25 protein-coding genes are annotated in these 24337 nt (G+C 72.1%); 19 read left to right on the top strand and 6 right to left on the bottom strand.

The annotated features are described in order from the left end of the window. Nucleotides 1-2 precede the first annotated feature (2 nt). The 13 genes from ACWY4P_RS33680 (at nucleotide 3) to ACWY4P_RS33740 (ending at nucleotide 10927) form a co-directional block, all read left to right on the top strand. Nucleotides 3-794, top strand: coding sequence for an SDR family oxidoreductase (locus tag ACWY4P_RS33680; RefSeq protein ID WP_456204314.1), 792 nt, complete (start codon nucleotides 3-5; stop codon nucleotides 792-794). Nucleotides 795-826: 32 nt separating this feature from the next. Beyond that, complete coding sequence (locus tag ACWY4P_RS33685; RefSeq protein ID WP_456204315.1) at nucleotides 827-1801, top strand: alpha/beta hydrolase; 975 nt, start codon at nucleotides 827-829, stop codon at nucleotides 1799-1801. Then, the gene (locus ACWY4P_RS33690; protein WP_456204316.1) at nucleotides 1794-2120 is read left to right on the top strand and encodes a hypothetical protein; all 327 of its coding nucleotides are present in this window, start codon (nucleotides 1794-1796) and stop codon (nucleotides 2118-2120) included. The genes ACWY4P_RS33685 and ACWY4P_RS33690 overlap by 8 nt, the downstream gene beginning before the upstream one ends. Beyond that, nucleotides 2120-2527 carry a hypothetical protein gene (locus ACWY4P_RS33695; RefSeq protein WP_456204317.1) on the top strand — a complete coding sequence of 136 codons (408 nt, stop codon included), beginning with the start codon at nucleotides 2120-2122 and terminating at the stop codon, nucleotides 2525-2527. The genes ACWY4P_RS33690 and ACWY4P_RS33695 overlap by 1 nt, the downstream gene beginning before the upstream one ends. 2 nt (nucleotides 2528-2529) lie before the next feature. Then, complete coding sequence (locus ACWY4P_RS33700) at nucleotides 2530-2928, top strand: hypothetical protein (protein ID WP_456204318.1); 399 nt, start codon at nucleotides 2530-2532, stop codon at nucleotides 2926-2928. Nucleotides 2929-3000: 72 nt separating this feature from the next. After that, nucleotides 3001-4176, top strand: coding sequence for a beta-ketoacyl synthase N-terminal-like domain-containing protein (locus ACWY4P_RS33705; protein ID WP_456204319.1), 1176 nt, complete (start codon nucleotides 3001-3003; stop codon nucleotides 4174-4176). Nucleotides 4177-4207: 31 nt separating this feature from the next. Next, a complete protein-coding gene (locus ACWY4P_RS33710; protein ID WP_456204320.1) occupies nucleotides 4208-5194 on the top strand; it encodes an ACP S-malonyltransferase in 987 nt (328 codons plus the stop codon). Between the two features lie 28 nt (nucleotides 5195-5222). Then, nucleotides 5223-5477: an acyl carrier protein gene (locus ACWY4P_RS33715; RefSeq protein ID WP_456204321.1), complete on the top strand. Its 255-nt coding sequence runs from the start codon at nucleotides 5223-5225 to the stop codon at nucleotides 5475-5477. A 1-nt stretch (nucleotide 5478) separates the two neighbouring features. Then, nucleotides 5479-6447, top strand: a complete 969-nt coding sequence (locus tag ACWY4P_RS33720; RefSeq protein WP_456204322.1) for a hypothetical protein — start codon at nucleotides 5479-5481, stop codon at nucleotides 6445-6447. Between the two features lie 4 nt (nucleotides 6448-6451). Next, entirely contained in the window at nucleotides 6452-7273 is an 822-nt protein-coding gene (fabG, locus tag ACWY4P_RS33725; RefSeq protein ID WP_456204323.1) for a 3-oxoacyl-[acyl-carrier-protein] reductase, read from the top strand. Between the two features lie 30 nt (nucleotides 7274-7303). Then, a complete protein-coding gene (locus ACWY4P_RS33730; protein WP_456204324.1) occupies nucleotides 7304-8077 on the top strand; it encodes a DsbA family protein in 774 nt (257 codons plus the stop codon). 106 nt (nucleotides 8078-8183) lie between these two features. After that, nucleotides 8184-9116 (top strand): alpha/beta hydrolase, encoded by a 933-nt coding sequence (locus ACWY4P_RS33735; RefSeq protein WP_456204325.1) that lies wholly within the window; start codon nucleotides 8184-8186, stop codon nucleotides 9114-9116. Nucleotides 9117-9166: 50 nt separating this feature from the next. Continuing rightward, nucleotides 9167-10927 carry an acetyl/propionyl/methylcrotonyl-CoA carboxylase subunit alpha gene (locus ACWY4P_RS33740; protein ID WP_456204326.1) on the top strand — a complete coding sequence of 587 codons (1761 nt, stop codon included), beginning with the start codon at nucleotides 9167-9169 and terminating at the stop codon, nucleotides 10925-10927. A 297-nt stretch (nucleotides 10928-11224) separates the two neighbouring features. Here ACWY4P_RS33740 and ACWY4P_RS33745 read toward each other — a convergent pair whose 3' ends face one another. Then, nucleotides 11225-12136, bottom strand: a complete 912-nt coding sequence (locus tag ACWY4P_RS33745; RefSeq protein WP_456204327.1) for an alpha/beta hydrolase — start codon at nucleotides 12134-12136, stop codon at nucleotides 11225-11227. Nucleotides 12137-12316: 180 nt separating this feature from the next. Between ACWY4P_RS33745 and ACWY4P_RS33750 the strand changes: the two genes are divergently transcribed. Continuing rightward, entirely contained in the window at nucleotides 12317-13153 is an 837-nt protein-coding gene (locus ACWY4P_RS33750) for a 4'-phosphopantetheinyl transferase family protein (protein WP_456204328.1), read from the top strand. Nucleotides 13154-13184: 31 nt separating this feature from the next. Here ACWY4P_RS33750 and ACWY4P_RS33755 read toward each other — a convergent pair whose 3' ends face one another. Together ACWY4P_RS33755 and ACWY4P_RS33760 are read right to left on the bottom strand one after the other, a co-directional pair. Next, a complete protein-coding gene (locus tag ACWY4P_RS33755; RefSeq protein ID WP_456204329.1) occupies nucleotides 13185-14039 on the bottom strand; it encodes an ABC transporter permease subunit in 855 nt (284 codons plus the stop codon). After that, nucleotides 14036-14947 carry an ATP-binding cassette domain-containing protein gene (locus ACWY4P_RS33760; RefSeq protein ID WP_456213151.1) on the bottom strand — a complete coding sequence of 304 codons (912 nt, stop codon included), beginning with the start codon at nucleotides 14945-14947 and terminating at the stop codon, nucleotides 14036-14038. Before ACWY4P_RS33760 ends, ACWY4P_RS33755 begins: the two co-directional genes overlap by 4 nt. Before the next feature lie 134 nt (nucleotides 14948-15081). Between ACWY4P_RS33760 and ACWY4P_RS33765 the strand changes: the two genes are divergently transcribed. After that, nucleotides 15082-16320: a sensor histidine kinase gene (locus ACWY4P_RS33765; protein ID WP_456204330.1), complete on the top strand. Its 1239-nt coding sequence runs from the start codon at nucleotides 15082-15084 to the stop codon at nucleotides 16318-16320. Next, entirely contained in the window at nucleotides 16317-16973 is a 657-nt protein-coding gene (locus ACWY4P_RS33770) for a response regulator transcription factor (RefSeq protein WP_456204331.1), read from the top strand. The genes ACWY4P_RS33765 and ACWY4P_RS33770 overlap by 4 nt, the downstream gene beginning before the upstream one ends. Nucleotides 16974-16984: 11 nt before the next feature. Here the strand turns inward: ACWY4P_RS33770 and ACWY4P_RS33775 are convergent, their stop codons facing one another. Continuing rightward, entirely contained in the window at nucleotides 16985-17632 is a 648-nt protein-coding gene (locus ACWY4P_RS33775) for a LuxR C-terminal-related transcriptional regulator (protein WP_456204332.1), read from the bottom strand. Further along, the gene (locus ACWY4P_RS33780; RefSeq protein WP_456204333.1) at nucleotides 17596-18912 is read right to left on the bottom strand and encodes a sensor histidine kinase; all 1317 of its coding nucleotides are present in this window, start codon (nucleotides 18910-18912) and stop codon (nucleotides 17596-17598) included. The genes ACWY4P_RS33775 and ACWY4P_RS33780 overlap by 37 nt, the downstream gene beginning before the upstream one ends. A gap of 213 nt (nucleotides 18913-19125) precedes the next feature. On the opposite strand from ACWY4P_RS33780, the gene ACWY4P_RS33785 reads away from it, so the two are divergent. Further along, the gene (locus ACWY4P_RS33785) at nucleotides 19126-21060 is read left to right on the top strand and encodes a serine hydrolase domain-containing protein (protein WP_456204334.1); all 1935 of its coding nucleotides are present in this window, start codon (nucleotides 19126-19128) and stop codon (nucleotides 21058-21060) included. Nucleotides 21061-21295: 235 nt separating this feature from the next. Beyond that, nucleotides 21296-21523 carry a hypothetical protein gene (locus tag ACWY4P_RS33790; RefSeq protein WP_456204335.1) on the top strand — a complete coding sequence of 76 codons (228 nt, stop codon included), beginning with the start codon at nucleotides 21296-21298 and terminating at the stop codon, nucleotides 21521-21523. Between the two features lie 155 nt (nucleotides 21524-21678). Here ACWY4P_RS33790 and ACWY4P_RS33795 read toward each other — a convergent pair whose 3' ends face one another. Beyond that, entirely contained in the window at nucleotides 21679-22743 is a 1065-nt protein-coding gene (locus tag ACWY4P_RS33795) for a glycoside hydrolase family 5 protein (protein WP_456204336.1), read from the bottom strand. A 580-nt stretch (nucleotides 22744-23323) separates the two neighbouring features. Here ACWY4P_RS33795 and ACWY4P_RS33800 point away from each other — a divergent pair. After that, complete coding sequence (locus tag ACWY4P_RS33800; protein ID WP_456204337.1) at nucleotides 23324-24337, top strand: HEAT repeat domain-containing protein; 1014 nt, start codon at nucleotides 23324-23326, stop codon at nucleotides 24335-24337.

The raw sequence follows: 24337 nt of genomic DNA on the forward strand, positions 1-24337 counted from the left end.
TGATGATCACACCACTCGAGGGCTCCTGGTGCCTGATCCTGGGCGCATCCAGCGGCATGGGCCTGGCCACCGCCCAGGAGCTGGCGCGCGGGGGCGTCAACATCCTGGGCGTGCACTTCGACACCGCGGAGGGGCAGGAGAAGGCCTCCGTCGCGCGGGAGGAGCTGCGCGCGCACGGCGTCCAGGCGCACTTCTTCAACGCCAACGCCGCCTCCGCCAGAACCCGGGAGGAACTGCTGCCGCGGTTCGCCGAGCTGACCGGCGAGTCCGGCGTCAGGATCCTGGTGCACTCCCTCGCCTTCGGCACCCTGCTGCCCTTCGTCGCACCCGAGGGCGAGCCGGGCGTGACCTCCCGCCAGATGAACATGACGCTCGACGTCATGGCCCACTCCCTCGTCTACTGGACGCAGGACCTGTTCACCGCGGGCCTGCTGCGCGAGGGCGCGAAGGTGTACGCGATGACCAGCGCGGGCGGCGCCCGGGTCATGCCCAGCTACGGCGCCGTGTCCGCGGCCAAGTCGGCGCTGGAGTCGCATGTGCGCCAGCTCGCCATGGAGCTCGCCCCCTCCGGCATCGCCGTCAACGCGCTGCGCGCCGGGGTGACGGTGACCCCGTCCATGGAGCGCATCCCGGACAGCGACCGGCTCGCCGAGTACGCGCGCGGGCTCAATCCGCACCACAGGCTGACCCGGCCCGAGGACGTCGCCGAAGCCATCTCCCTGCTCTCCCGCACCGACTCCTCCTGGATCACCGGCAACGTGATCGGGGTCGACGGCGGCGAGCTCCTGACCTGACCTGATTCAACTCCGTAGGCCGAGGACCGACGATGACCAGTGCAGAGACCGGCGGCGCACCGCCGCGGCGGCTGGGCGGCGCCCTGCGCGCCCCCGCGGCGCCGCTGCTGGGCATCGTCGGCGCGGCCAAGCACGCGTATCAGCTCTACCACCCCCCCTCTGCCCCCGCCGGGCAGCGCACCCGCACCCCGGCGGACAAGGGGCTGCCCCTGCTCCACAAGACCGTGGTGGCCTCCTTCGACGGCGTCCCGCTGCGCGCCTGGGTGGTGCCGGGCGCCGGGCCGCACACCGTGATCGTGTGCCACGGCATGGGCCGCACCAGGTCCATGGCGCTCGGCCATATCGAGCTGCTCCACCGGGCGGGCCACCACGTCATCGCGTACGACATGCGCAACCACGGGGACAGCGGCGCGGACCGGGCGCTGGGCCGCATGGCCGAGCGGTACACCAGCGATCTGCGGGACGTGCTCCACGCCACCGCCGCCGACCCACGGCTGCGCGGCGGCGCCATCGCCCTGTACGGCTTCTCCTTCTCGACCTGGCCCGCGCTCCAGGTGGTGCGCCGCTCCCGGGTGCCGGTGGCCGCCGTGATCGCGGACAGCGGCCCGGCATTCGACGTCCCGGCCGGGCTGCGGAACTTCGCGGCGCTGCGCGGGCGGACCCTGCCGCGCCGGCTGCGCGGGCCGCTCACGCTGGCCGCCTACGAGCGCGCCTTCGAGTTCTTCGCGATGCGGATGCTGCGCCTGACCGGCTGGCCGCCGGACCTGTCGGCGTACGACACCCGGCTGATGTTCATCGGCAGCGCCGAGGACACCTTCGTCCGCCCCGACGCCGTCGAGCGGACCGCCCGCCACTACCCCCGCGCCGAGTACTGGACGGCGGCCGGGGCCCCGCATATGAGAGGGCTGCGGTTCGACGCGGCGGAGTACGAGAAGCGGGTCCTCGGCTTCCTGGCCGAGGCGTTCGACACGTCCGAGGGGGCCACGGGGGAGGGCGGCCATGACTGACCATCTGCTCGTCGAGAGCGGCGGGCCGGAGTCGGGGCCCTCCTGCGAGCGGTTCGTCGGCGACGCCGTACGGCTGCTCCAGGACGGCCACCGCGTGGTGCTGTTCCTCGTCGAGAACGGGGTCACCGCCGCGCTGCCCGGCGCCTCGCCCCGCGTCGCGACCTTCCTGGAAGGCGGCGGCGAGCTGTGGGTGGACGCCTTCTCGGCCGCCCAGCGCGCCCTCCCCGCCGAGGACCTGCTGCCCGGATCCCGCCTGGCGGACATGGACGACGTGGCGGACAAGCTGCTGGAACCCCGCTTACGGGCGGTGTGGCACTGATGGCCTGGTCGCCGCCCCCCACCGACGTACTGCTGCAGCTCCTCGGCGCCCCGCACCAGACCGAACTCGTCAGCTCCGCCCTGCGGCTGACGACCGCGCTGCTCGCCAAGGGCGCGCGGGTCCAGATCTGGGCCTGCGCCGACGCCACCCGGCTGACCTGGACGGGCCTCGGCGAGACCAAGCCGCGCAACTACGGCGACTGGGAGCGGGAGTACCCCTCCGCCCCCCGGCTCGTGCGCGAGCTGCTGACCGACCACCCGGACCGCCTCTACTGGTACATCTGCGCCTTCTGCGCCGAGGAGCGGGGCGCCGCCGACCAGATCCCGCAGGTGCGCAGGAGGCCCATGTTCAAGTACGCCGAGCACGTGGCCGTGGCCCGCACATGCCTGTCCCTGGGGGTGCACTGACCATGCCCGAGATGACGGCGCGCTGGCTGGTGATGATCGAACGGGCCTACCGGGGCGCGGTCGAGCGGCAGTTCGCCGACGTACTGTCCCTGATCACCGAGCTGCACCGGCAGAGCGGCGGTACCGATCTCGCGCTGCGCGGACTCGCCGTCGGCTACGCCCTGACCACCGACTACGAACCTGCGGTACGCATCGGCGGCCGCACCCTCGACACCCTTCCCGACCCGCGCGCCACGGTGCGGGACATCCTCGCCGCGGGGGTGGCCGTGCTGGTCGAGGAGCCCGATCTCACCGCGCTCGGCCGCACCGCCGCGGACCGGCTGCTGCCCGGCGTACGCGTCGTCGAAGGCGGCGGACTGGCGGCCCGCTGGCCCTCGTACGAACAGGTGTGGTTCCTGTGACCGGGCCCGAGAGCAAGCCTGCCGCCCACCCGCACACCTCCCCAGTCCTCTCCCGAAGGAGTGCACGGATCCATGGTCTTCGCCACCGCCACCAGCGGCCCGGTCATCTCCGCCTGGGCCGCCATATCTCCGCTGGGCCTGTACGGGGCGGACTTCGCCACCGGGCTGCGCTCCGGCCGCAGGGCCGGCAAGCCGCTGGACCCCGAGGAGTGGTCCGTGCCCTTCCACGAGGCCTGCCTCGTGCCCGACTTCCACATCAAGCAGATCCTCGGCCGCAAGGGCACCCGCTCCATGGACCGGACCACCGGCCTGGCCGTGACCGCCATCGGCCAGCTGCTCACCGACGAGCGGCCGGGGACGGCCGAGCGGCCGGGCGCGGCGGCCGCGGCCGGCGAGCGCGCGGCCGGTGAACGCCTCCCCGGCGTGGGCGAGGACACCGGCGTGGCGCTGGGCACCAGCACCGGAAGCGCCCAGTCCATCATGGACTTCACCCGCGACTCCCTGGTCGGCGAGCGCCCCTTCTTCGTGGACCCGGCCCGGTTCCCCAACACCGTCATGAACTGCGCGGCCGGGCAGACCGCCATCTGGCACGGTTTCAAAGGCCCCAACACCACCATCGCGGGCGGCCGCGCCACCGGGCTGCTCACCCTCCAGTACGCGCTGCGGCTACAGCGCGCCGGGCGGGCCACCACGGTGCTGTGCGGGGCCGTCGAGGAGTTCTCCTCCGCCCGCGCCTGGCTGGAGTGGCACTCCCGCGCCGACGGCGACACCGCGGCCGTGCTCGGCGAGGGCGCGGCGGTGTGGCTGCTGGAGCCGGACGCGACCGCGCGCGAGCACGGCCGCGGCGGCCTGGTCGAGGTCGCGGGGCTGGAGTTCGGCTTCGCCACCGACGCCGGGCGGGCCCGTACGGTGCTCGCCGACGTGGTACGGCGGCTGCTGGACCGTACGGACGCGGCGCCCGGGCAGATCTGGGCGGTCGCCGACTCGCAGGCGCCGGGCGCGGAGGGGGCGGCGGAGCGCGCCGCCCTCGCGGAGGTGCTCGACGGCCATGAGCCGCTGCGCGTATCGGCCGCCGACTCCATCGGGGACACCTACGCCGCCTCGGCGGCCTTCCAGATCACCGCCGTGCTGGCGCTCGCCGAGCGGGCGGACACCGCCCCCGGCAGCCTGGCCCTGGTCACCTCGGTCGACCGGGACGGCGTGGTCGGCGCGGCCCTGCTCGTTACCCGGCCGCAAGCGACCACGTAACACGCGGGACCACCGTGAGGAGCTGGTTGAGATGACGAACGACGACAGAGCGAGCACAGAGAACACACAGAGCACCAGCGGGGACGCGCGCACCGCCCTCGTCTTCCCGGGCCAGGGCGCCCAGAAGCAGGGCATGGGCGAGACCTGGCGGGAGTCCGAGTCCTGGCCGCTGGTCGCCGGCATCTCCGAGTACACCGGAGTGGACGTCGAGGACCTGCTGCTGAAGGCCGACGACGAGACGCTGCGCCGCACCGACCTGGCCCAGATCGCCGTGTTCACCACCGAGGTGCTCGCCCACCGCGAGGCCGCGGCGGCGGGCGTGCTGGGCGAGGTGGCCGCGTGCGCGGGGCACAGCCTGGGCGAGTACACCGCGCTGTACGCGGCGGGGGCGCTGCCGCTCGCCGACGCCGCGCGCCTGGTCGCCGCCCGCGGCCGCGCCATGCGCGTCTGCGCCGAACGGTCGCCGGGCACCATGGCCGCGGTGGTCCGCCTCGACGCGGAGACCGTGGAGGGGCTGGCCGTCCGGGTCCAGGAGTCGGGCGAGGAGCTGTGGGTCGCCAACGTCAACGCGCCCGGCGCCATCGTCGTCTCGGGCACCGCCGACGGCGTGGCGCTGCTCGGCGAGTCGGCCGTCGAGAGCGGCGGCAAGGTGATCCCGCTCAAGGTCGGCGGCGCCTTCCACAGCCCGCGCATGGCGGACGCGGCGGCCGAGCTGGAGGCGGCGCTGGCCGCCGCGGAGTTCGCCGCCGAGCACATGCCCGTCGTCGCCAACGTGGACGCCCGCGCGTACACCGGCGGCGGCCGGTGGCGGGACCTGGAGCTGCGTCAGCTCACCAGCCCGGTGCGCTGGGAGCAATGCGTCCGCACGCTCGCCGACGAGCTCGGCTGCGCCCGGTTCGTCGAGCTGGGCCCGGGCCGCCAGCTGACGGGGATGATCCGCCGCATCGCCAAGGACGCGGCGACCGTGCCGGTCGACTCGTCCGCCGCCCTCGCCAAGCTGACCGCCCCTTCCGACTGAGAAAGACCTGAGAAATAGGAGAACCCGCATGGCCGACACCGCCGCCGCCCTGGACCTGGAGGAGCTGCGCGCCTTCGTCGCCGACGTCCTCGACGTCGAGGAGGAGGACGTCACCGACGACGCCGACTTCGTGGAGGAGCTCGGCGTCGACTCCCTCATGGCCCTGGAGGTCATGGTCGTCCTGGAGAAGAAGTACTCGGTGAAGCTACAGGAGCAGGAGATGAAGGAGATCACCTGTCTGCGCAAGGTCTATGACCTGCTGGCCTCGAAGCTGGAGAAGTGAGGTGACGACGACAACCGCGTGCGGACCGGTCGACGGCACGGTCGAGGTCGTCGACCCCGGGGCCCCGGGCGGCCGCCCGGCCCGGACCAGGGTCCTCATCGACGCGACCGAGCGGGTGTTCGCCGGGCACTTCCCCGGCTTCCCCGTCTTCCCCGGCGTATGCGTGGTCGAGTACGCCCACCGCGGCGCGCTGGCCACCCTGCCCGAGCCCGGCGAGCGATGGACCCTGGTGGCCGTCGAGTCGTCCCGGTTCACCAGCCCGGTCTTCCCCGGCGACCTGCTGAGCTGCGACATCACCTGGGCACGGGACGCCGGGGCGCGGGACGCCGGGGCCTGGCGCTGCCGGGTGGCCGTGTCCACCGGGCGGGGGCCCGTCGCGCTCGTACGGCTGCGCTACGCCCGCGACGGCGGCCACCGGGAAGCCGTCGTGGCCGACCGCGCCGCCGCGGCGGCGCCCGCGGACCCGGCGCACCGGACGGTGATCACGACCAGCGAGATCAAGCGGGTGCTGCCGCACCGCTACCCCATGCTGCTGATCGACCGGGTCACCGAGCTGGTGCCGGGCGGGCGTGCGACCGGCCTCAAGGCGGTGACCTGCAACGAGCCCTGGTACGAGGGGATGCAGGACAAGGCCGCCGAGGAGGACTACCACTACCCGTGGACGGTCCTGATCGAGTCCTGGTGCCATGTCGCCGGGGTGCTGGTCGCCCACGACAAGCCGAACCCGGATGTGCTCAGCGGCCAGGTCATGCTGCTGGGCGGCATCACCGACGCCGTGCCGCTGCGCCCGGTCGTGCCCGGTGACCTCGTCGAGCACCGCGTACGGCTGACCCGCCAGGTCGGCGAGACCTTCGTGTTCGAGGGCGAGAGCCAGGTCGGGGACGAGACCGCGCTGACGGTCGGCCGGCTGGTGATGACCATGCGCCCCGCCGCGGACCTGACGGACGCGGCCCCCACGGGAGGTGAGTGACCGGATGCCCCGTACGAACGAGACGACGCCCGACACGACGACGCCCGATACGACGACGTCCGATACGGCGAGCGCGACTTCCGCGACTTCCGCGACGACCCGCGTCGCGCTGGTCTCCGGCGGCTCGCGCGGCATCGGCCGCGCCACGGTGCTGCGGCTGGCCCGGGACGGCTTCGACGTCGCGTTCTGCTACCGGTCCAGCCCGGACGCCGCCCGCACGCTGGAGAAGGAGGCCGAGCAGCTCGGCGGCGGACGGGTGATCGGCAAGCAGGCGGACGTCTCCGACGGGGACTCGGTGCGCGAGCTGGTCGCCTTCGCGCAGGAGCGGCTGGGCGCCATCGACGTCGCGGTGACCTCGGCGGGCATCACCCAGGACAATCCGCTGCTGCTGATGAAGGACGAGGAGTGGCGGCAGGTGCTGGGCGTCAACCTGGACGGCACGTACCACGTGTGCCGCTCGGTGGTCTTCGAGATGATGAAGCGCAAATCCGGCTGCATCGTCAACATCTCCTCGGTGGCCGGGGTCCACGGAAATGCCACCCAGAGCAATTACGCGGCGTCCAAGGCCGGGATCATCGGATTCACCAAGTCGCTCGCCAAAGAGGTCGGCCGCTACGGCATCCGGGCCAATGTGGTGGCGCCGGGCTTCATCGATACGGATATGACCTCCTCGCTGTCGGAAAGTACGCAGAAGGAGGCGCGCAAGAGCATCCCGCTCGGCCGCTTCGGCCGCCCGGAGGAGGTCGCCGACATGGTCGCGTACCTGATCGGGGCGGAGTATGTGACCGGCGCGGTCTTCGAGGTCGACGGCGGCATCGTCATCTGAGCCGCATGGAACGGAAAGGGGGGAACAGCGATGGCCGGAAGGCGCGGCAAGGTGCCACGCTTTTATTTCAATTTCCGCAGTCCGTACAGCTGGATCGCCTACCGTGATCTGATGGACCGCTATCCGGATGTCGCCCAGGCGGTGGAATGGCACCCGTGGTGGGAGCCGGACGCGGACAGCGAACGCCTCATGAACGAGCACGGCGAGACGTTCCCGTACACCCCGATGACCCGGGAGAAGCACCTCTACATCCTTCAGGACGTACGGCGGCTCACCCGCGCCCGCGGCCTCGACGTCAGCTGGCCGCTGGACGAGGACCCGGTGTGGGAGGTGCCGCACCTCGCGTACTTCCTGGCGCTGGAGGCCGGGCTCGGCCCGCGGTACATCGAGCGCGTCTACCGGGCGCGCTGGCAGGAGGGCCGGGACATCTGCGACCCGGCGACGGTCGCGGGTATCGCCGGGGAACTGGGGCTGCCGGCCGAGCGGCTGGCGGGGGCCGTCGAGGACCGGGCGCTGCGCGAGGGGCCGGGTCTCGCGGCGCTGCTCGCCCTGGGCCGGGACGGGGCGTTCGGCGTCCCGTTCTTCCTCCACGGCTACGACAAGTTCTGGGGGGTGGACCGGCTGCCCGCCTTCGTCGAGTCCGTCCGCGCCCGCGCCCGCCCCGGCACCGCGCCGCAGCCCGAGCCCGAGCCCGCCGAGCCTGGTGGGCCGCCGCCCGGCGCGGACTCCCCCAGCTACCGCTGGGCGGTGCCCCCTGCCGCCGCCCGGTCCGGCGACCAGGGCCACGCCGGGGGCTGCGGCTGACCGCACAGCCGACCCGCACCGCACAGCCGACCCATCCGCCCGAGACGACCGAGACGAGACCGCTCTGACTCCCGACGGACACCCCTTCCCCGCACGGAGGACGCAGATGCCCGAGCCACGGCAGAAGTCGGTACGGTATCCCGCGCTGAAGTCCCGCGTCCTGTCGGCCGCGGCGCTGCCGCTGGCCCCGCTGTACGGGGCCTCGCTGGCCTACCGGGCCTTCCATCCGCGCCGCCGGGCACAGGACGACGGGCATCCGCGGGACTACGGCCTGCCCGGCACGGAGCTGAAGATCCCCTTCGCCGCCCGGAAGTACGTCCACGCCTGGCTGTGCCCCGGATCCGAGCAGAAGGTGGTGGTCCTCGGGCACAGCATGGGGATGAGCAAGACGCGCAGCCTCGGCCACGCCAAGTTCCTGCACGACGCGGGCTACACCGTCTGTCTGTTCGACCATCGCAACCACGGGGCCAGCAGCGTCGACCGGGCGCTGCTCGGCCTCGGCGACCGGTTCGCCAGCGACGTCACCGCCGTCGTCTCCCATCTGCGCGGCAGCCAGGGCTACGGCCAGGCTCGGCTGGCCGTCTTCGGCTTCTCCTTCTCCTGCTTCTCGTCCATGTGGGCGCTGACGCACGAGGGGTTCGCCGTGGACGCGCTGGTGTGCGACAGCGGCCCCGGCCATGACGTACCGCCGCTGCTGCGCAAGTACCTGGAGGCCGGGATGTTGCCGGTGCCGGCGCTGCTGAGCGGGGAGCCGTCCCTGTCGGTGGTGACGGGGGTGCTGTGCTCGCTGGCGCCCGCCCTGGTCCGGGCGCAGTGGCCGCCGCCCGCGACGGGGAAGTTCGCCGAGATACCGCTGCTGTTCATGTCGGGGGAGCGGGACGCCATCGTGCCGCCTTCCTCAGTAGACGCGCTCGCCGAGCGTTATGCCCAGGCCGAGACGCACGTCCTGCCGAACGCCGAGCATCTGCTCGGTTTGGAGACCGATCCCGAGGCATACGCGAACGTTGTACTGGATTTCCTCAAGCGGGCCCTGGGGTAGCCACTGACCGTCCTGCACGGACGGTTCTTCTGACAGAGGGAAGAGAGAGCATGCAAAAGGTGCTCATCGCCAATCGTGGCGAAATCGCGGTCCGCGTTGCCCGTGCCTGTCGGGATGCCGGGATCGCGAGTGTTGCGGTCTACGCCGATCCGGACCGGGACGCGGTACACGTGCGCGCGGCCGACGAAGCGTACGCGCTGGGCGGTGACACCCCCGCCGCCAGCTATCTCGACCAGACCAAGGTCCTGGCCGCCGCCGCCGAGTCCGGCGCGGACGCCATCCACCCCGGCTACGGCTTCCTCTCCGAGAACGCCGAATTCGCCCAGGCCGTCCTCGACGCCGGCCTGACCTGGATCGGCCCCCCACCCGCGGCCATCCGCGACCTCGGCGACAAAGTCGCAGCCCGCCACATCGCCCAGCGAGCCGGAGCCCCCCTGGTCGCCGGCACCCCCGACCCCGTCTCCGGCGCCGACGAAGTCCTCGCCTTCGCCCAGGAACACGGCCTGCCCATCGCCATCAAAGCCGCCTTCGGCGGCGGCGGCCGCGGCCTGAAAGTCGCCCGCACCCTCGAAGAAGTCCCCGAACTCTACGACTCCGCCGTCCGCGAAGCCGTCGCCGCCTTCGGCCGCGGCGAATGCTTCGTCGAGCGCTACCTCGACAAACCCCGCCACGTCGAAACCCAGTGCCTCGCCGACACCCACGGCAACGTCGTCGTCGTCTCCACCCGCGACTGCTCCCTCCAGCGCCGCCACCAAAAACTCGTCGAAGAAGCCCCCGCCCCCTTCCTCACCGACACCCAGAACGCCGAGCTCTACCGCGCCTCCAAAGCCATCCTCAAAGAAGCCGGATACGTCGGCGCCGGCACCGTCGAATTCCTGGTCGGCACCGACGGCACCATCTCCTTCCTCGAGGTCAACACCCGCCTCCAGGTCGAACACCCGGTCACCGAAGAAGTCACCGGCATCGACCTGGTCCGCGAAATGTTCCGCATCGCCGACGGCGAACCCCTCGGCTACGACGACCCCCCACTCCGAGGCCACTCCTTCGAGTTCCGCATCAACGGCGAGGACCCCGGCCGAGGCTTCCTCCCCGCCCCCGGCACCGTCACCACCTTCACACCCCCCACCGGCCCCGGCGTCCGCCTGGACGCCGGAGTCGAATCCGGCAGCGTGATCGGCCCCGCCTGGGACTCCCTCCTCGCCAAACTCATCATCACCGGCGCCACCCGCACCCAAGCCCTCCAACGCGCCGCCCGCGCACTGGCGGAGTTCCAGGTCGAAGGCATGGCCACCGCCATCCCCTTCCACCAGGCCGTCGTCACCGACCCCGCCTTCACCGCGGATCCCTTCACCATCCACACCCGCTGGATCGAAACCGAATTCACCAACACCATCACCCCCTACACCCCCACCAGCACCAACGAAACAGAAGAAACCGCCCCCCGCGAAACCGTGGTCGTCGAGGTCGGCGGCAAACGCCTGGAAGTCTCCCTCCCCGCATCCCTGGGCCTGGCCGCCGCGACTGCCGCCGGGGAGGCGGGTGGTGCGAAGAAGCCCAAGCGCAAGGCGGTGAAGAAGTCCGGCTCGGCCGCCTCGGGTGACGCGCTGGCCTCGCCCATGCAGGGCACCATCGTCAAGGTCGCCGTCGCCGAAGGCGACACGGTCGCCGAAGGCGATCTGGTCGTGGTCCTGGAAGCGATGAAGATGGAACAGCCCCTCAACGCCCACCGCGCCGGCACCATCAAGGGCCTGTCCGCCGAAGTCGGCGCCTCCCTCACCGCCGGCGCCGTCATCTGCGAAATCAAGGACTGACAGGCGAGGCTGACAGCGGGCCACCTGCCCCCGCACGCCTGACCGTTTGGCAGCCCACCGGGCCCCCGTTTCACCGGTTACGCCGGATACGGGGGCCCGGCAATTCGTATGGCATCTTCGTGCCATGGGTCTGGGGCGCGAAGCCCACGTGACAGACCATGGAGCCGGTGATTCCGCACCATCGGCATCACCGGTGAACTTGGTCTCCCCCGCGTAACGGGGGCGGGGGAGGCCAATTTCCCGTGCCCGAATCGGCGCGGATTCGGCCTGCGGCCCGCCCGAACGGGCATCACCTCGTCACCCCTTCATCGCCCGCCCCAGGAACCCCAGGACCGTCTCGGCGTAGACCTCCGGATGCGTCTTGACGCCCTGTAGATGCTCGGTGTCCGGCAGCGTGTGCACCTCCGCCAGCGGATACCGCTCCGCCAGCGCCCGTACCCCGGCCGCCGGGATCATCGTGTCGCTCTCGCCGGTCAGAAAGAGCATCGGCGTGGATTCGTACGCCCCCTCGGCCGCGGGCGGCCACTGCACCCGCAGCATCGCCACCGCCGCCGTCGAGGCGACCTTCTCCAGGGCCTTCCGGGACGGCCCCTTCCGCAGCGGGCCGGGGATCGGCAGCCCGTCGGCCGCGAGGAAGTTACGGAACAGCGGGCGCAGCTCCAGCGCCGGGCCGCTGTCGAAGACGACCGCGTCGACCGGGCACTCCCCGTCCCTCCTGAGCATGTAGAAGGAGGGAAAGGCGGAGATGGAGAAGCCGTAGACCGCGATGCGCGCCGAGGCGTACTCCGCCATGCCGCGCAGATGCCTGACCACCGCGACCACATCGTCGGTGTGCCGCTCGCTCATGCCCCAGCAGGCCCGGTCCGCGCTGCTCTTGCCGTGGTTGCGGTGGTCGAACATCGCGACCGTATAGCCCGCCTCGTTGAGCAGCCGGGCGTGGGCCAGGCTCGCGGACTTGCTCAGGCCCAGGCCGTGCCCGAGCACCACCACCCGGTCCGGATCGCCCGGGCACAGCCACACATGCAGCCGACGCCCTCGGCCGCCCAGCGGCACCATGACGTCGGTGCTGGTCAGCCCCAGGTCCGCGGGTTTCCTGTGATACGGCCTGCGGGGCGGGTGGTAGATGAAGTACGAGAGGAAGGCGCCGTACAGCGGAGCCACCGGGAGGGCCAGCGCCGAGGCCGCCTTCGCCGAGAATCCCGTCGCCATGTCGCAAACCCCCATTACGGAAAGTGCACGGACTGTGCTTGATCGTAGTGGTGTGGGCGGGTGACCGTACCCGCCGGTAGGGGAACGTGTCCTAAGTCACCGGGTGTCGTCCGTGCGGCAACGCCACGTCGGGGCAAGGATGTTGAGTCAGTCGCAGCGTTGCGGGGAGAGAGCGGAATCGTGGCGTACACCAACCCGGGCGTCCAGCATCCCGCCGTCGACACGGCGGAGGGCACGGCGGATGATGCGGGGGACCGGGCCTGGGGCCCGGGCCGTGCCCTGCCCCGCCCCGAGGACCGGCCCTCCGGCGCCGAGGTGGCCGTATGGCTGCTGCGGATCCCGCCGTCCGCCGCTGCCGCCGCCGCGCGCGCCGGGATGCTGGACGCCCGCGAGAGCGAGCGGGCCGCCAGGTTCCGCGACGACATCCTGCGGGAGCGCTATGTCGCCTCCCATGTGGGCCTGCGCGTCCTCCTCGGCGCGTATCTCGGCATCGACCCCGCCGAGGTCGAGCTGATCCGCGAGCTGTGCGGCATGCCGGACTGCGACAAGCCGCACGGCCGCCCCGCCGTGGCGGGCGAGCCCGGGCTGCGGTTCTCCCTGTCGCACGCCGAGGACGCCGCGCTGTACGCCTTCGCCGACGCGCCCGTCGGCGCCGACATCGAGGCCAGGAACGCGCGGCGCGGCGGCAAGGTGCTGGCCGGCCTGATCCGGCAGCTCCACCCCGATGAGCGGACGGCGATCGAGGCGCTGCCCGAGGCGCTGCACGAGGAGGCGTTCCTCAGCTGCTGGGTGCGCAAGGAGGCCTACCTCAAGGGCATCGGCACCGGCCTGCCCGGCGGCCTCCGCACCCACCACGTCGGCCTCGCCGACCACCTCGCCCCGCCCGGCTCCGCCACCCCGCCCGGCTGGTCCCTCGCCGACGTACCGGCCCCGCCCGGCTACGCGGCAGCGGTCGCGCTGCGCACGGACGACACGCCGGCCGTCCGGCCGGTGGTGAGCGCCTTGCGTTTGCGGTGAGTTCCCGGCGCAGTGGCCGTCAGGCCCGCGGTCATACGTCGCGCCGCCGTACGACGAGCACGGTGATGACGACCGCGACGAGCGGCCAGAGAGCGAAGGCCAGCCATGAGCCGGCCGGCGAGGGCAGGGCCGCAAGGTCGCGGGGGTGCAGCTGGGACAGGCATTGGCGCCAGTCGTAGAGCGGGAACATGGCGTACAGGTCATTCGCCCACTGGTGGGTGCTCGGCTTGAAGAAGAGCGGCACGACGACCAGGACCGCACAGGCCGTGACGACCGCGGCCGCGGTGTGCCGCAGGACCGCGCCGATTCCCATGCCCACGAGCGCCGCCAAGGGCGCGAGCAGCGCGTTCGCCAGCAGGACGTGAGGCACGCCGGGATCGCCGAGCGACAGGCCGATGCCGCGGCCGGACAGGATGGCCTGGCTCACGGCGAACGTGCCGAGGGAGACGGCCGTACCGACGGCGAGCATGACGCCCCCGACCACGGCCGCCTTGGCCGTCATCACCCGGTGGCGGGCCGGTACCGCGGTCAGCGTGGTGCGGATCAGACCGCTGGCGTACTCACCGACGATCGCCAGGGCCCCCACACTGCCCGCACCAATCATCAGGAGGGCCACGGCGACACCGCTCAGCGCCTCGGTCATCGGATCGAAGTGGGCCCTCTCCATCGGGCCGTAGTCCGGCCAGCTGTGGTACGTGTCGAAGCTGCCCTGCGCCGCCATCGCGATGACGGCCAGGGCGCCGAGGCCGAGCACCCAGCGGGTCGAGCGCAGCGACCACAGCTTGATCCACTCGGCGGCCAGGAGATCGCGGAGCCGGACGCGCGGCTCGGCGTGTGGGACGGACGGGGCCGGGGCGGTCGGCAGGGCCGGGGCGGTCGCGGTCATCGGCGGTCCCCCGCGAGGTAGTCGGCGCGGTCGGCGGTGAGTTCCATGAACGCTTCCTCCAGCGACGCGGTGCGCGGGGCGAGTTCGCGCAGCAGGACCCGGTGCTCGAAGGCGAGCTCTCCGATGCGGGCCGCGGTCAGCCCCGTCACCGTGAGCCGCTCGCCTCCGTCGGGCCGTACGGACGCGCCCGCCCGGGTCAGTACGGCCGCGAGCGCGGTGGGGTCGGGGGTGCGCACCGCGACATCGGCGCGGGTGCCGCGCGCCGCGAACTCGGCGACGGTCTCGTCCGCGATCAGCTCGCCCCGGCCGATGACGACGAGGCGGTCCGCGGTGTGCTCCATCTCGCTCATCAGATGGCTGGAGACGAGCACCGTGCGGCCCTCGGCGGCCAGCCGCCGGAACAGGCCGCGCACCCACCGCACCCCCTCCGGGTCCAGGCCGTTGACCGGCTCGTCGAACAGCAGCACGGGAGGGTCGCCCAGCAAGGTCGTGGCGATGCCCAGCCGCTGCCGCATGCCGAGGGAGAACCCCCCGACGCGGCGGCGCGCCACCCCGGCCAGCCCCACCTCCTCCAGGACCTCCCGCACCCGGCGGCGGGGCAGGCCGTTCCCGCGGGCCAGCGCGGACAGATGCGCCGCGGCGCTGTGCCCGGGGTGGACATCGCCCGCGTCGAGCAGCGCGCCGACGTGGTGCAGCCCGGCCTCCCGGCGGGTGAACGGGCGCCCGTCGACGGTGGCGGTTCCGGCGGTGGGCCGGTTCAGGCCGAGGACCATCCGCAGGGTGGTGCTCTTGCCGGCGCCGTTCGGGCCGAGGAATCCGGTGACATGCCCGGGCCGCACCGTGAACGTGAGGTCGTTGACGGCGAGGACGTCGCCGTAACGCTTGGTCAATCCGTTGACTTCGATCACCCGGCCCACGGTGCCGCGGGCCGGGGCCGTGCGGCATCGGCCCGTCGGCAGGAATCCGCGCCGCGGCATCTGCCTTTGGGTATACGCCCGCAGGCCGATGCCCGGCAGACCCGCGCCCGCCTACGATCCGACCCGTGTCCGAGACCACGTCCCGCCTGCCCGTGCCGTCCCTGCCGCCGCCCTTGTCGAGGTGGGGGCCGGTGGCCGGGCTGAGCCTGGTGCTGTACGCGACGGCAGCGAGCGGTACGGGGCCGGGGGCCGGGGAGGGCGTGCCGGGCGCGGCCCTCGCGGGGGTGACGGTCGCGATGGCGCTGCCGCTGGGGTGGGCGCGGGCTCGGCCGTGGCCGGTCCTCGCGGCGCTGCTGGCCGAATCGGCCGGGGTGGTGGCGCTGGGGGCGCGGGCCGAGCAGATCTGGCCGCTGTTCCTGGCCGCGGACCTCCTGGTCGGCGCTCTCACGGCCACAGTCGCCCGCCGGGTCGGACCCGCCGCCGCGGCCGTCACGCTGGCCGTTCAGGAGACGGCCCTGCAGGCGGACCTCTTCCGGGACGGTGGCTGGGGCCGCGTGTTCGCCCCGGGCTTCCTGGCCCTGACCACGCTCCTCGCCGTGCTCGTCCTGTGCGCCTGGCTGGCGGGGATGTCGGTGCGTCAGCGGCGCGAGTACGGCGAGGAGTTGCGCGCGCGGACCGCGGCCGAGGCGGTGACGGCCGAGCGGCTGCGCATCGCCCGCGAACTGCACGACATGGTCGCCCACAGCATCGGCGTCATCGCGATCCAGGCCGGTGCGGGCAGCCGGGTGCTCGACAGCAGGCCGGAGCAGGCCCGCTCCACGCTGGACGCCATCGAGACCACCAGCCGGGAGACCCTCCAAGGGCTGCGGAGCATGCTCGACGTGCTCCGCCGGACGGAGCCGGAGACCGTGGAGTCCATGGCGGCGACCCCGTTCGCGGGGCTGGCCGACCTCGACCGGCTGACCGCGACGACGGCGCACACCGGTGTCCGCGTCGAGGTGCGGTGGCGGGGCGAACGGCGCCCGCTGCCCAGCGCTGTCGACCAGTCCGCCTTCCGTATCGTCCAGGAATCGGTGACCAACGTGGTACGTCACGCGGGGACCCGCCACTGCCGGGTCTCGATCGACTACCGGCATGACGAACTGCGTGTGGAGATCGTCGATGAGGGGCACGGTGGCCACGGCGGCGCGGGCGCTTCGGGCTCCGGCTATGGCATCACCGGCATGCGGGAGCGGGTCGCGCTCCTCGACGGCCGGTTCAGCGCCGGGCCGCGGCCCGAGGGCGGCTTCCGGGTCGCCGCGCGGCTGCCCCTTTCTGCCGCCCCGGCCCTCGCCGCCCCGGCCCGTCCCGCCGAGGAACGATGACCATCCGCGTCGCACTCGCCGACGACCAGCCTCTGGTCCGCGCCGGGCTGCGCATGGTCATCGACTCCACTCCGGGCATCGATGTCGTCGGCGAGGCCGGAACCGGAACCCATGTGGTGCGGCTGGTCAGAGAACTGAGGCCCGATGTGGTCGTCATGGACATCCGCATGCCCGGCATGGACGGTATCGAGGCCACCCAGATGATCACGGCCGAGTCCCCGGCGGCCCGCGTCCTCATGCTCACCACCTTCGACGACGACAGCAACGTCTACGCGTCGCTGCGCGCCGGCGCGAGCGGCTTCCTCGTCAAGGACATGGCACTCGACGACATCCTCTCGGCCATCCGGGTGGTCGCCTCCGGTGATGCGCTGATCGCCCCGAGCGTCACCCGCCGCCTCATCGAGGAATTCGCCGGCCGCCCCGAACCGGCCCCGGCGCCACCGCCCCGCGAGCTCGCCGCCATCACGGGCCGGGAGCGCGAGGTGCTCACCCTCGTCGGGCGCGGCCTGTCCAACGCGGAGCTCGCGGCCCGGCTCCACATCAGCCCGGGCACCGCCAAGGCGCACGTCGCGAGCCTGCGCTCCAAGCTCGGCGCCCGGGACCGGATCCAGCTCGTCATCATCGCGTACGAGGCGGGGCTGGTGTCACCGTGACCCACGCGGTGTCACTTCAGATACGCCAGAACGGCGAGGACCCGCCGGTTGTCGTCGTCCGAGACCGGCAGGTCCAGTTTGGCGAAGATATTGGACGTGTGTTTGATGACGGCCCGTTCGGTGATGACCAGCCGCTCGGCGATCGCGGCGTTGGAGCGGCCCTCGGCCATGATGCCGAGGACTTCGCGCTCCCGGGCGGTCAGCCGGGCCAGGGGGTCGGCGGCGGAGGACGTGGTGCTGGCGAAGAGGCGGGCGATGACGTCGGGGTCCATGGCGGTGCCCCCGGCGGCCACCCGGCGGACCGCGTCGACGAACTCGTCCGGGTCGAACACGCGGTCCTTGAGCAGATAGCCGATGCCGCCGGTGCCGTCGGCCAGCAGCTCCTTGGCGTACAGCTGCTCCACGTACTGGGACAGGACCAGCACCGGAAGGCCGGGGATCTGGCGGCGGGCCTCCAAAGCCGCCTGCAGGCCCTCATCGGTGAACGTCGGGGGGAGTCGCACATCGACGACTGCCACGTCCGGACGTTTCTCGATGAGGGCCTGCAGGAGGTCGGGGCCGGTGTCCACAGCGGCGACGATCTCGAAGTCGTATGCCTCCAGAAGCCTGACTAACCCGTCCCTCAGGAGGAAGAGGTCTTCGGCGAGGACAGCACGCACGGCAGCTCCATGGTCAGTGTCGTCGGACCGCCCTGGGGGCTGGTCACGGCAAGGACACCGTCGAAAGTAGCAAGCCGGCGCTCCATTCCGCGCAGTCCCGTGCCCCGGGAGGGGTCCGCGCCGCCCATCCCGTCGTCGGTGACCTGGCCGCGCAGCCGGCCCGTCTCGTACCAGAGGTCGACCGTGACCCGCTGGGCCTCGCCGTGCTTGGCCGCGTTGGTGAGGGCCTCGGAGATCGCGAAGTACATGGCGGACTCGACCGGGGCCTCGGGACGGCCGGGCAGCTCGGCGTTGACGTCGACCTCCAGGGGGCTGTCCATGCCCAGGGCGCGGACGGCGTCGGCCAGGCCGCGGTCGGCGAGCACCGGCGGGTGGATGCCGCGGACCAGGTCGCGCAGCTCGTTGAGGGCGTTGGCGGAGGCCTGGCGGGTGTCGGCGAGGATGGCGCGGGCCGCCTCGGGGTCCTTGGCGAGCAGCCGCTCGGCCACGCCCAGGTTCATGCCCATCGCGACCAGCCGGGCCTGGGCGCCGTCGTGCAGGTCGCGCTCGATACGGCGCAGCTCGGCGGCCGAGGTGTTGACGGCGTCGCTGCGGGTCTCGGTGAGGTGGCGCACCTGGCGGGACATCTCGGTGGGGGCCAGCAGCGACTTGGCGAACTGGGCGTGCACCCGGATCAGGTGCGGGCCCGCGGCCAGACCGGCCAGCGCGATGGGGACGCCGAGGGCGGCGGCCATCAGGGCGGAGCCGTCACTGGTCACCTTGATCATCGCGTACCAGTTGTTGCCGCCCGCGTCGGCGATGTCCTCCCAGATCAGGGGCATGATCAGCCCGAAGACGCCATAGCCGACCAGCGCCAGCGGCATGATCGCGATCACCAGGCCGACGACGGGGTTGACCAGGGTCCAGGCCAGGTCCCGCCAGGTCGCCGGGTCGGTGAGGATCCACTGGTTGCGCTGCATTAAGCCCTTGAAGCCCGGCTCGGGAGCCGGCTGCGGCCGGTACGGGTCCTCGATCTCGACCCCCGACCACTGGCCGGCCAGCCGCCGGGTGATCGCCGTGGTCCCCCGCAGGGCCACCGCCAGGGCGGGCACCAGGAACACCCCGAGGCCGACACCCAGCAAGGAGATCGCGGTCACCATCAGGGAGAAGAGCACCACCTCCCACGGGGCGAGGGCGGCCAGCGCCAGGCCACGGCCCATGGCGCGCACTCCACGGACGGGCCAGGGGCCGCTGCCGCCGACCTGACGTCCGTCGATCCTCTCGTCGGTCATGATGCTCATTTCGTAACCCCTCCTCGGGGCGGCCCTTCCGCCGCTGTGTGCCATTCAGTCTGCCCTTGGTGAGCCCGCTGGGGCACTGGACCCGGGTGGCGTTTCGGGGGGTGTAGTCAGGTCCCCCATAAGACGCCACACAGGGCCCTCGGCCTACCCGCGCTACTTGAGTTGACTTGTGGTCATACGACGCAATCCCTCTGTGCGCGAAGGAGCCGGTAAATGAGTGCTCGACGCAGCGTGACCGCGGCGGTGTCCCTGCTGCTCGCCGTCCTCATGACCGTGCTGGCGACGGCCGCCTCGGCCTCCGCCACGCCCGGCTCCCCGCGCCCGCAGAGCCTTGAGGCCCTGGTCGACGGCCTCGTCAAGAAGCAGCTGGACGAGTACCGGATCCCGGGGGCCGCGGTGGTCGTGGTCTCCGGCGGACGGCAGGTGCTGGCCAAGGGGTACGGGGTGGCCGACATCGACCGCGGCACCCGGGTGGACGCCCGCCGTACGGGTTTCTTCATGGGCTCGGACGCCAAGGTGTTCACCGCCATGGCGGTACTCCAGCAGGTCGAGCGCAAGAAGCTGGACCTACGGGCCGACGTCAACCGGTATCTCACCCGCCATAAGGCCGACTTCACCATCAAGGACAGCTATCCGGGGCGGCCGGTCACCGTCCGCGACCTGCTGATGCACACCGCCGGGTTCGACAACAGCATCATCGGCCGCGCCACCGCCCACCCCGAGGACGCCGAACGGCTCGGCGACAGCCTGGCCGAACACCAGCCGAAGCGGGTCCGCCCGCCCGGCAAGGTGTCCAGCTACGACAACTACGGCGTGGCGCTGGCCGGATACCTGGTCGAACTGGTCTCGGGCGAGCGCTTCGACGCATACGTGGGCCGCCACATCCTGCGGCCGCTCGGCATGACCCGCACCTCCTTCTCCCAGCCGCACCCCGCCGCCATCGCCACCGGACGGGCCGGCGGCTACCGCCCCGACGGCAAGGGGCAGGTGCCCGCCGAGGGCCAGTACGGCGCCTGGACCCCCACCGGCGCCGCGGCCGTCACCACCGCCACCGACATGGGGCGGCTGATGCTCGCCCAGCTCGCGGGCGGCAGCCTGGACGGCCACCGGGTGCTCGGCGAGCGGCTGACCCGGGCCATGCAGCACCGCCAGTTCGGCAATGACCCGCGGCTGCCCGGGATCGGCTACATCCTGGAGGAGCGCAGCCGTGACGGCCACCGCATGCTCGTCAAGGACGGCGACATCCCCGGCTTCCACGACAACCTCGCACTGCTGCCCGACCGGGACACCGGCGTGTACGTCGCGTACAACGGCGACGGCAAGGACGGCAGCGCCTCCTGGGCCGGCCAGGAACTCGTCAACCGCGTCGCCGACCACACCTTCGGCACCCCGCGCCGCGCCGCCACCCCCCGCATGGGCGAGACCGGCAAGTTCGCCGGCTTCTACCGCTCCACCCGCACCAGCCACTCCGACCTCACCCGCGCCGCCGCGCTGACCAGCTCGGTCCAGGTCACCACGGGACCGGACTCCACCCTCACCACCACCGGTCCGCTCAGCCGCGACCCGGGCGTCACCAAGCAGCACTGGGTACGCGTCGGCGACGGCCTCTTCCAGGAGAAGGGCGGCCAGGAGCGGCTCGCCTTCAAGGACGGCAAGCTCTTCCTCGCCTCCGACCCGACCGTCGCCTACGAGCGGCTGCCCTGGTACGAGTCCCCGGTCCTGCACCAGCAGCTCCTCCTCGGCTCCCTCGGCGTGCTGCTGCTGTCGGTCACCGCCTGGACCATCGGCGCCCTCATCGGCCGCCGCAAGGGCACCGCCACCGCCGCCCCGGCCGGCGCCCAGCTGGCCCGCCTGCTCGCCTGGACCACCGGCGTCCTCCTCACCGTGGCCACCGCCTGCTTCGCCCTCCTGGTCGCCGACCCCAACTCGCTCAACCAGACGGTCTTCCTCGGCGACTCGCCCATGCTGAAGCTGGTCCCGGTCCTGGTGAAGGCGGCGCTGGCCACCACGGCGCTGGTGCTGGTGTGCGCCGTGATCGCCTGGTGGCGCCGCTGGTGGGGCTGGGCGGCCCGGATCCACTACAGCGCGGTGGCGCTGGCCGCGGTGCTCTTCCTGGCGGTCGCGGGCAACTACCACCTGGTGGGGTGACGCCCGGTCGTCCTTCCGGTACCTCGTTCCTTCGGTACGGCCCGCCTGGGCCGCCGCTCATCGCGGCGGCCCAGGCGGGCCGTTGCCGACTCCGGCCGTCCGGCTCCCCACGGACACCGGCTCCGACTGGCCGTTTCAAGGTTTTCGCAAGCTTTTCGCACGCCCCGTTCGGCACGGTTTCCCGCAGTGTGTTCTGAATCCAACTCATGCACCACTGACAAAGGGAGAGACATCCATGAGCATGAGAGCAAAGGTCGCCGCGACTTTCGCGGGAAGCATCCTGGCCCTGAGTGCGGCGGTCGTTCCCGCCGCCGCCGCGCCATCGACGGCAGCCGCCTCGCCGACCGGAACGGCGGACGGTTCGGTGCGAGGCGCCTGGGTGCAGGGCGCCTGGGTGGCCATGCCCACCCCGCCGCCCGGCACGACAGCCAAAGCGGCCACCGACGTGCCTGCTTGCTGCTGAAGGCGCGTCGGGGATCCGGTGAGCAGCGTCCTCCGGACGCTTGGCGCAGACGGCGGTACCGGCACGTCTGCCGGTACCGCCCACCCGCACTCGGTGGCGCCTGACTGTGGCCGACCGAAGGACGGCCGGTCGGCGCGGGCGCGCCGAAGACCGTGTCAGGGCCGGACGGGCTTCCCCCTGCCCCAGGCCCAGGCGAGCCGGTCGGCGCCGGACTGGTTGGTGGTGGCCAGCCCCGGCCGGGCGGGGTCGCCGGTCAGGGTCTGCAGCGTGTAGGTGTCGTCGGTGCGCAGGCCGGGCCAGTAGACGGACCCCATCTTGAGCTCGCGGAAGGTGTCCGTGACGGCCTGGACGTAGTTGATGTAGTTGTCTGAGGGTGTCGGCTTGTTGTAGTTGAGGCCGGTGGTCATCGGGGCGCCGAACTCATCGGCGACGGTCCGGTTGGCGCAGTCGCCGATGCGTCCCTTGAGGTCGGCCACCCACTCGTCGTAGGTGGCGTAGCTCTTCCAGAAGCCGTAGTGGTGCAGCGACAGGTAGGTGCCGTCCAGGCGCGGGTCGGCGCAGACGGAGGTGACGTGATCGTTGTAGCCGGCGCCGCTGACGAACACCCGGTTGCGCGGGACCGACGGGTAGGTGGACAGCCACTTCGCGGCGATGTCGGCCCACTCGGTGTCGGTGTAGCCGTGGGGCTCGTTCATCGGCTCGAAGTAGACCCGCTTGTCGTCCTTGTACGCGTCGACCACGGTGTTCCACATGGGCCAGAAGGTGGCGGGGTCGTCGATGAAGCCGTCCTTGCGCGGGCCCGTACCCTCCCAGTAGGAGAGGATGACCTTGAAGCCCTTGTCCGAGGCCGCGTCGATGACCCCGCGGTACGACTTCCAGTAGGGGCCGTTGACCGTGTACGGGTTGATGGGCAGCCGGACGGTGTTGGCGCCGAGGTTCGCGCGGAACCCCGAGATGATCCGACTCGCCTTGGCGTAGGTCTGGGCGTAGCTGTCGGAGGTCGACAGGCCGGACAGCACGACCGGGTCGTCGGCGAAGTTGTCGCGGGGGTCGGCCCAGTTCACGCCCTTGAACTGGGTGGTGTCTCCGCTCGGCGCGGCGGAGGCGGGGCTGCCGGCGAGGGTGGTGCCGCCGGCCGCGGCGACCAGGATCGCCACGAAGGCGGCGCGCAGCCGGGGGGTGAAGCGGGCTCTGGAGGGGCTGGCGGGGGATTTGCGCATCGCTTGCTCTTTCGGGAGAGGGCGGCTCAGGGCAAGGCGGAGCCTGCGCGTGGCTGAGCGGCCGTTCGAAGATGTGCCGGGCCGGACGGGTGGTGTCGGCTCGCCGTCGGTGGGCCCGGTGGTGACCGGTGGGTACCGGTGGCCCTCAACGCTTGGCGCGAGGGGGTACGGGGTGCGGTCCTGCTGCCGTCTCCTGCCGTCCCGCTCGGGTGGCGGGACGTGCGGGCGCTGCTGGGTGGTGGGGCTCTGCTTCCGAGCCCGTGGAGGTGTGTCTGCGCACCGGCGTCGACGGTGGCGTACTCGTGGCGTAGTCGTGGCGTACTCAAGGAAGGCGTAAGACGAAGCCCACCGTTCCGCTCCTCCCTGCCCTACCAGCAAAGCGTTGGCCAGAACTCACGGCCCGGGCTGGCCCGTGGCGATGTTTACGCAAACATGGTGGCGCCCGAATCGTGACACCCGGTACAGCGGCCGTCAAGGTTTCCGGGGCGTGGGCCCATGGCTCACCCGTGAGCCCTCAGCGGGGATCCGGGTCGGGAACCCCCTCCGTAGGTGATCCTTTTCCGCGCCTACGCTATGCCGCATGTCGGAAGCCATTGACGCCCTCGTGCGGGATCTCTCGGACAAGGACCGCACCGTTCGAAGGGCGGCGGAGGACGGCCTGGTCGCGCTCGGAGCCCAGAGCGTCGATCGGCTCCTGCCGTACGTTCGCGACACGCGACGGGAGAGCCCGAGATTCAGCGCCGAGTCCGTCTTGAAACGGTTGGGTGACCAGGCGCTGCCGCGCCTTCGGGAGATCCGGCGCCATGGCCCCGGGCAACTGCGCGGCAAGGCACTGGAGGCGCTGGTCGACCTGGGCGGCGCGGAGGCGCTCGACGACGCCGACCGGCGTGCCGTGGAACGCCTCGTGCGCGTCAAGCTCCTGGACGAACTCGAGGTGAGCCTCCCCCTGGACGGCGGCCGCTGGCTGGCATTCCCGGCCGACCGGTTCGACGACGCCGTATCCGTGCTCGGTCTGCACGACCTTCGGCCGGCCACCACCGTCATGGGCGTGGAGGCCGCCACCCGGGCCACCGATTCCATGGAGTTCCAGGACTCCCAGGGTGAGAAGCGGAGGGCCTACCGGGTCTTCATCACCCCGGAGTTCGAGAACTGGCGCGAAGACCCGCCGATCAGGAACTGGCGCATGGTGTGGGGGAATTCATTCGTGGACGAACTCGATGGCTTCATGCTGGCCGACAAGCTCAGCGAGCGATGCGGGGAGGCACATTTCTACGTCCTCGACCCCTACCACTCCGGTTCGAGCTGGTATGTCGCCCACAACGGCCGAAGGGTGCGAAGCTGCCACAACTACGATGACCACCCGCAGTTCTGGGGCAAGCCACTGCTCTTCGAGATCGACTCCATCAAAGACGCCGCAGAAGGGCTCGAAGACGAGGAATACGCCAAAGGCGTGCCCCATGCGGACGTGGCGGCCGACAACCTCTCGGCCCAACCCGGCCCCATGTCCGAGGACCACACCCACGGCCACGGCTGGCTCGCCACGACCCACCCCGACCTGCCCAACTCCCGCTTCAAGGGCGCCCTGCCCATCTGA

The organism is Streptomyces sp. LZ34, assembly GCF_053890475.1.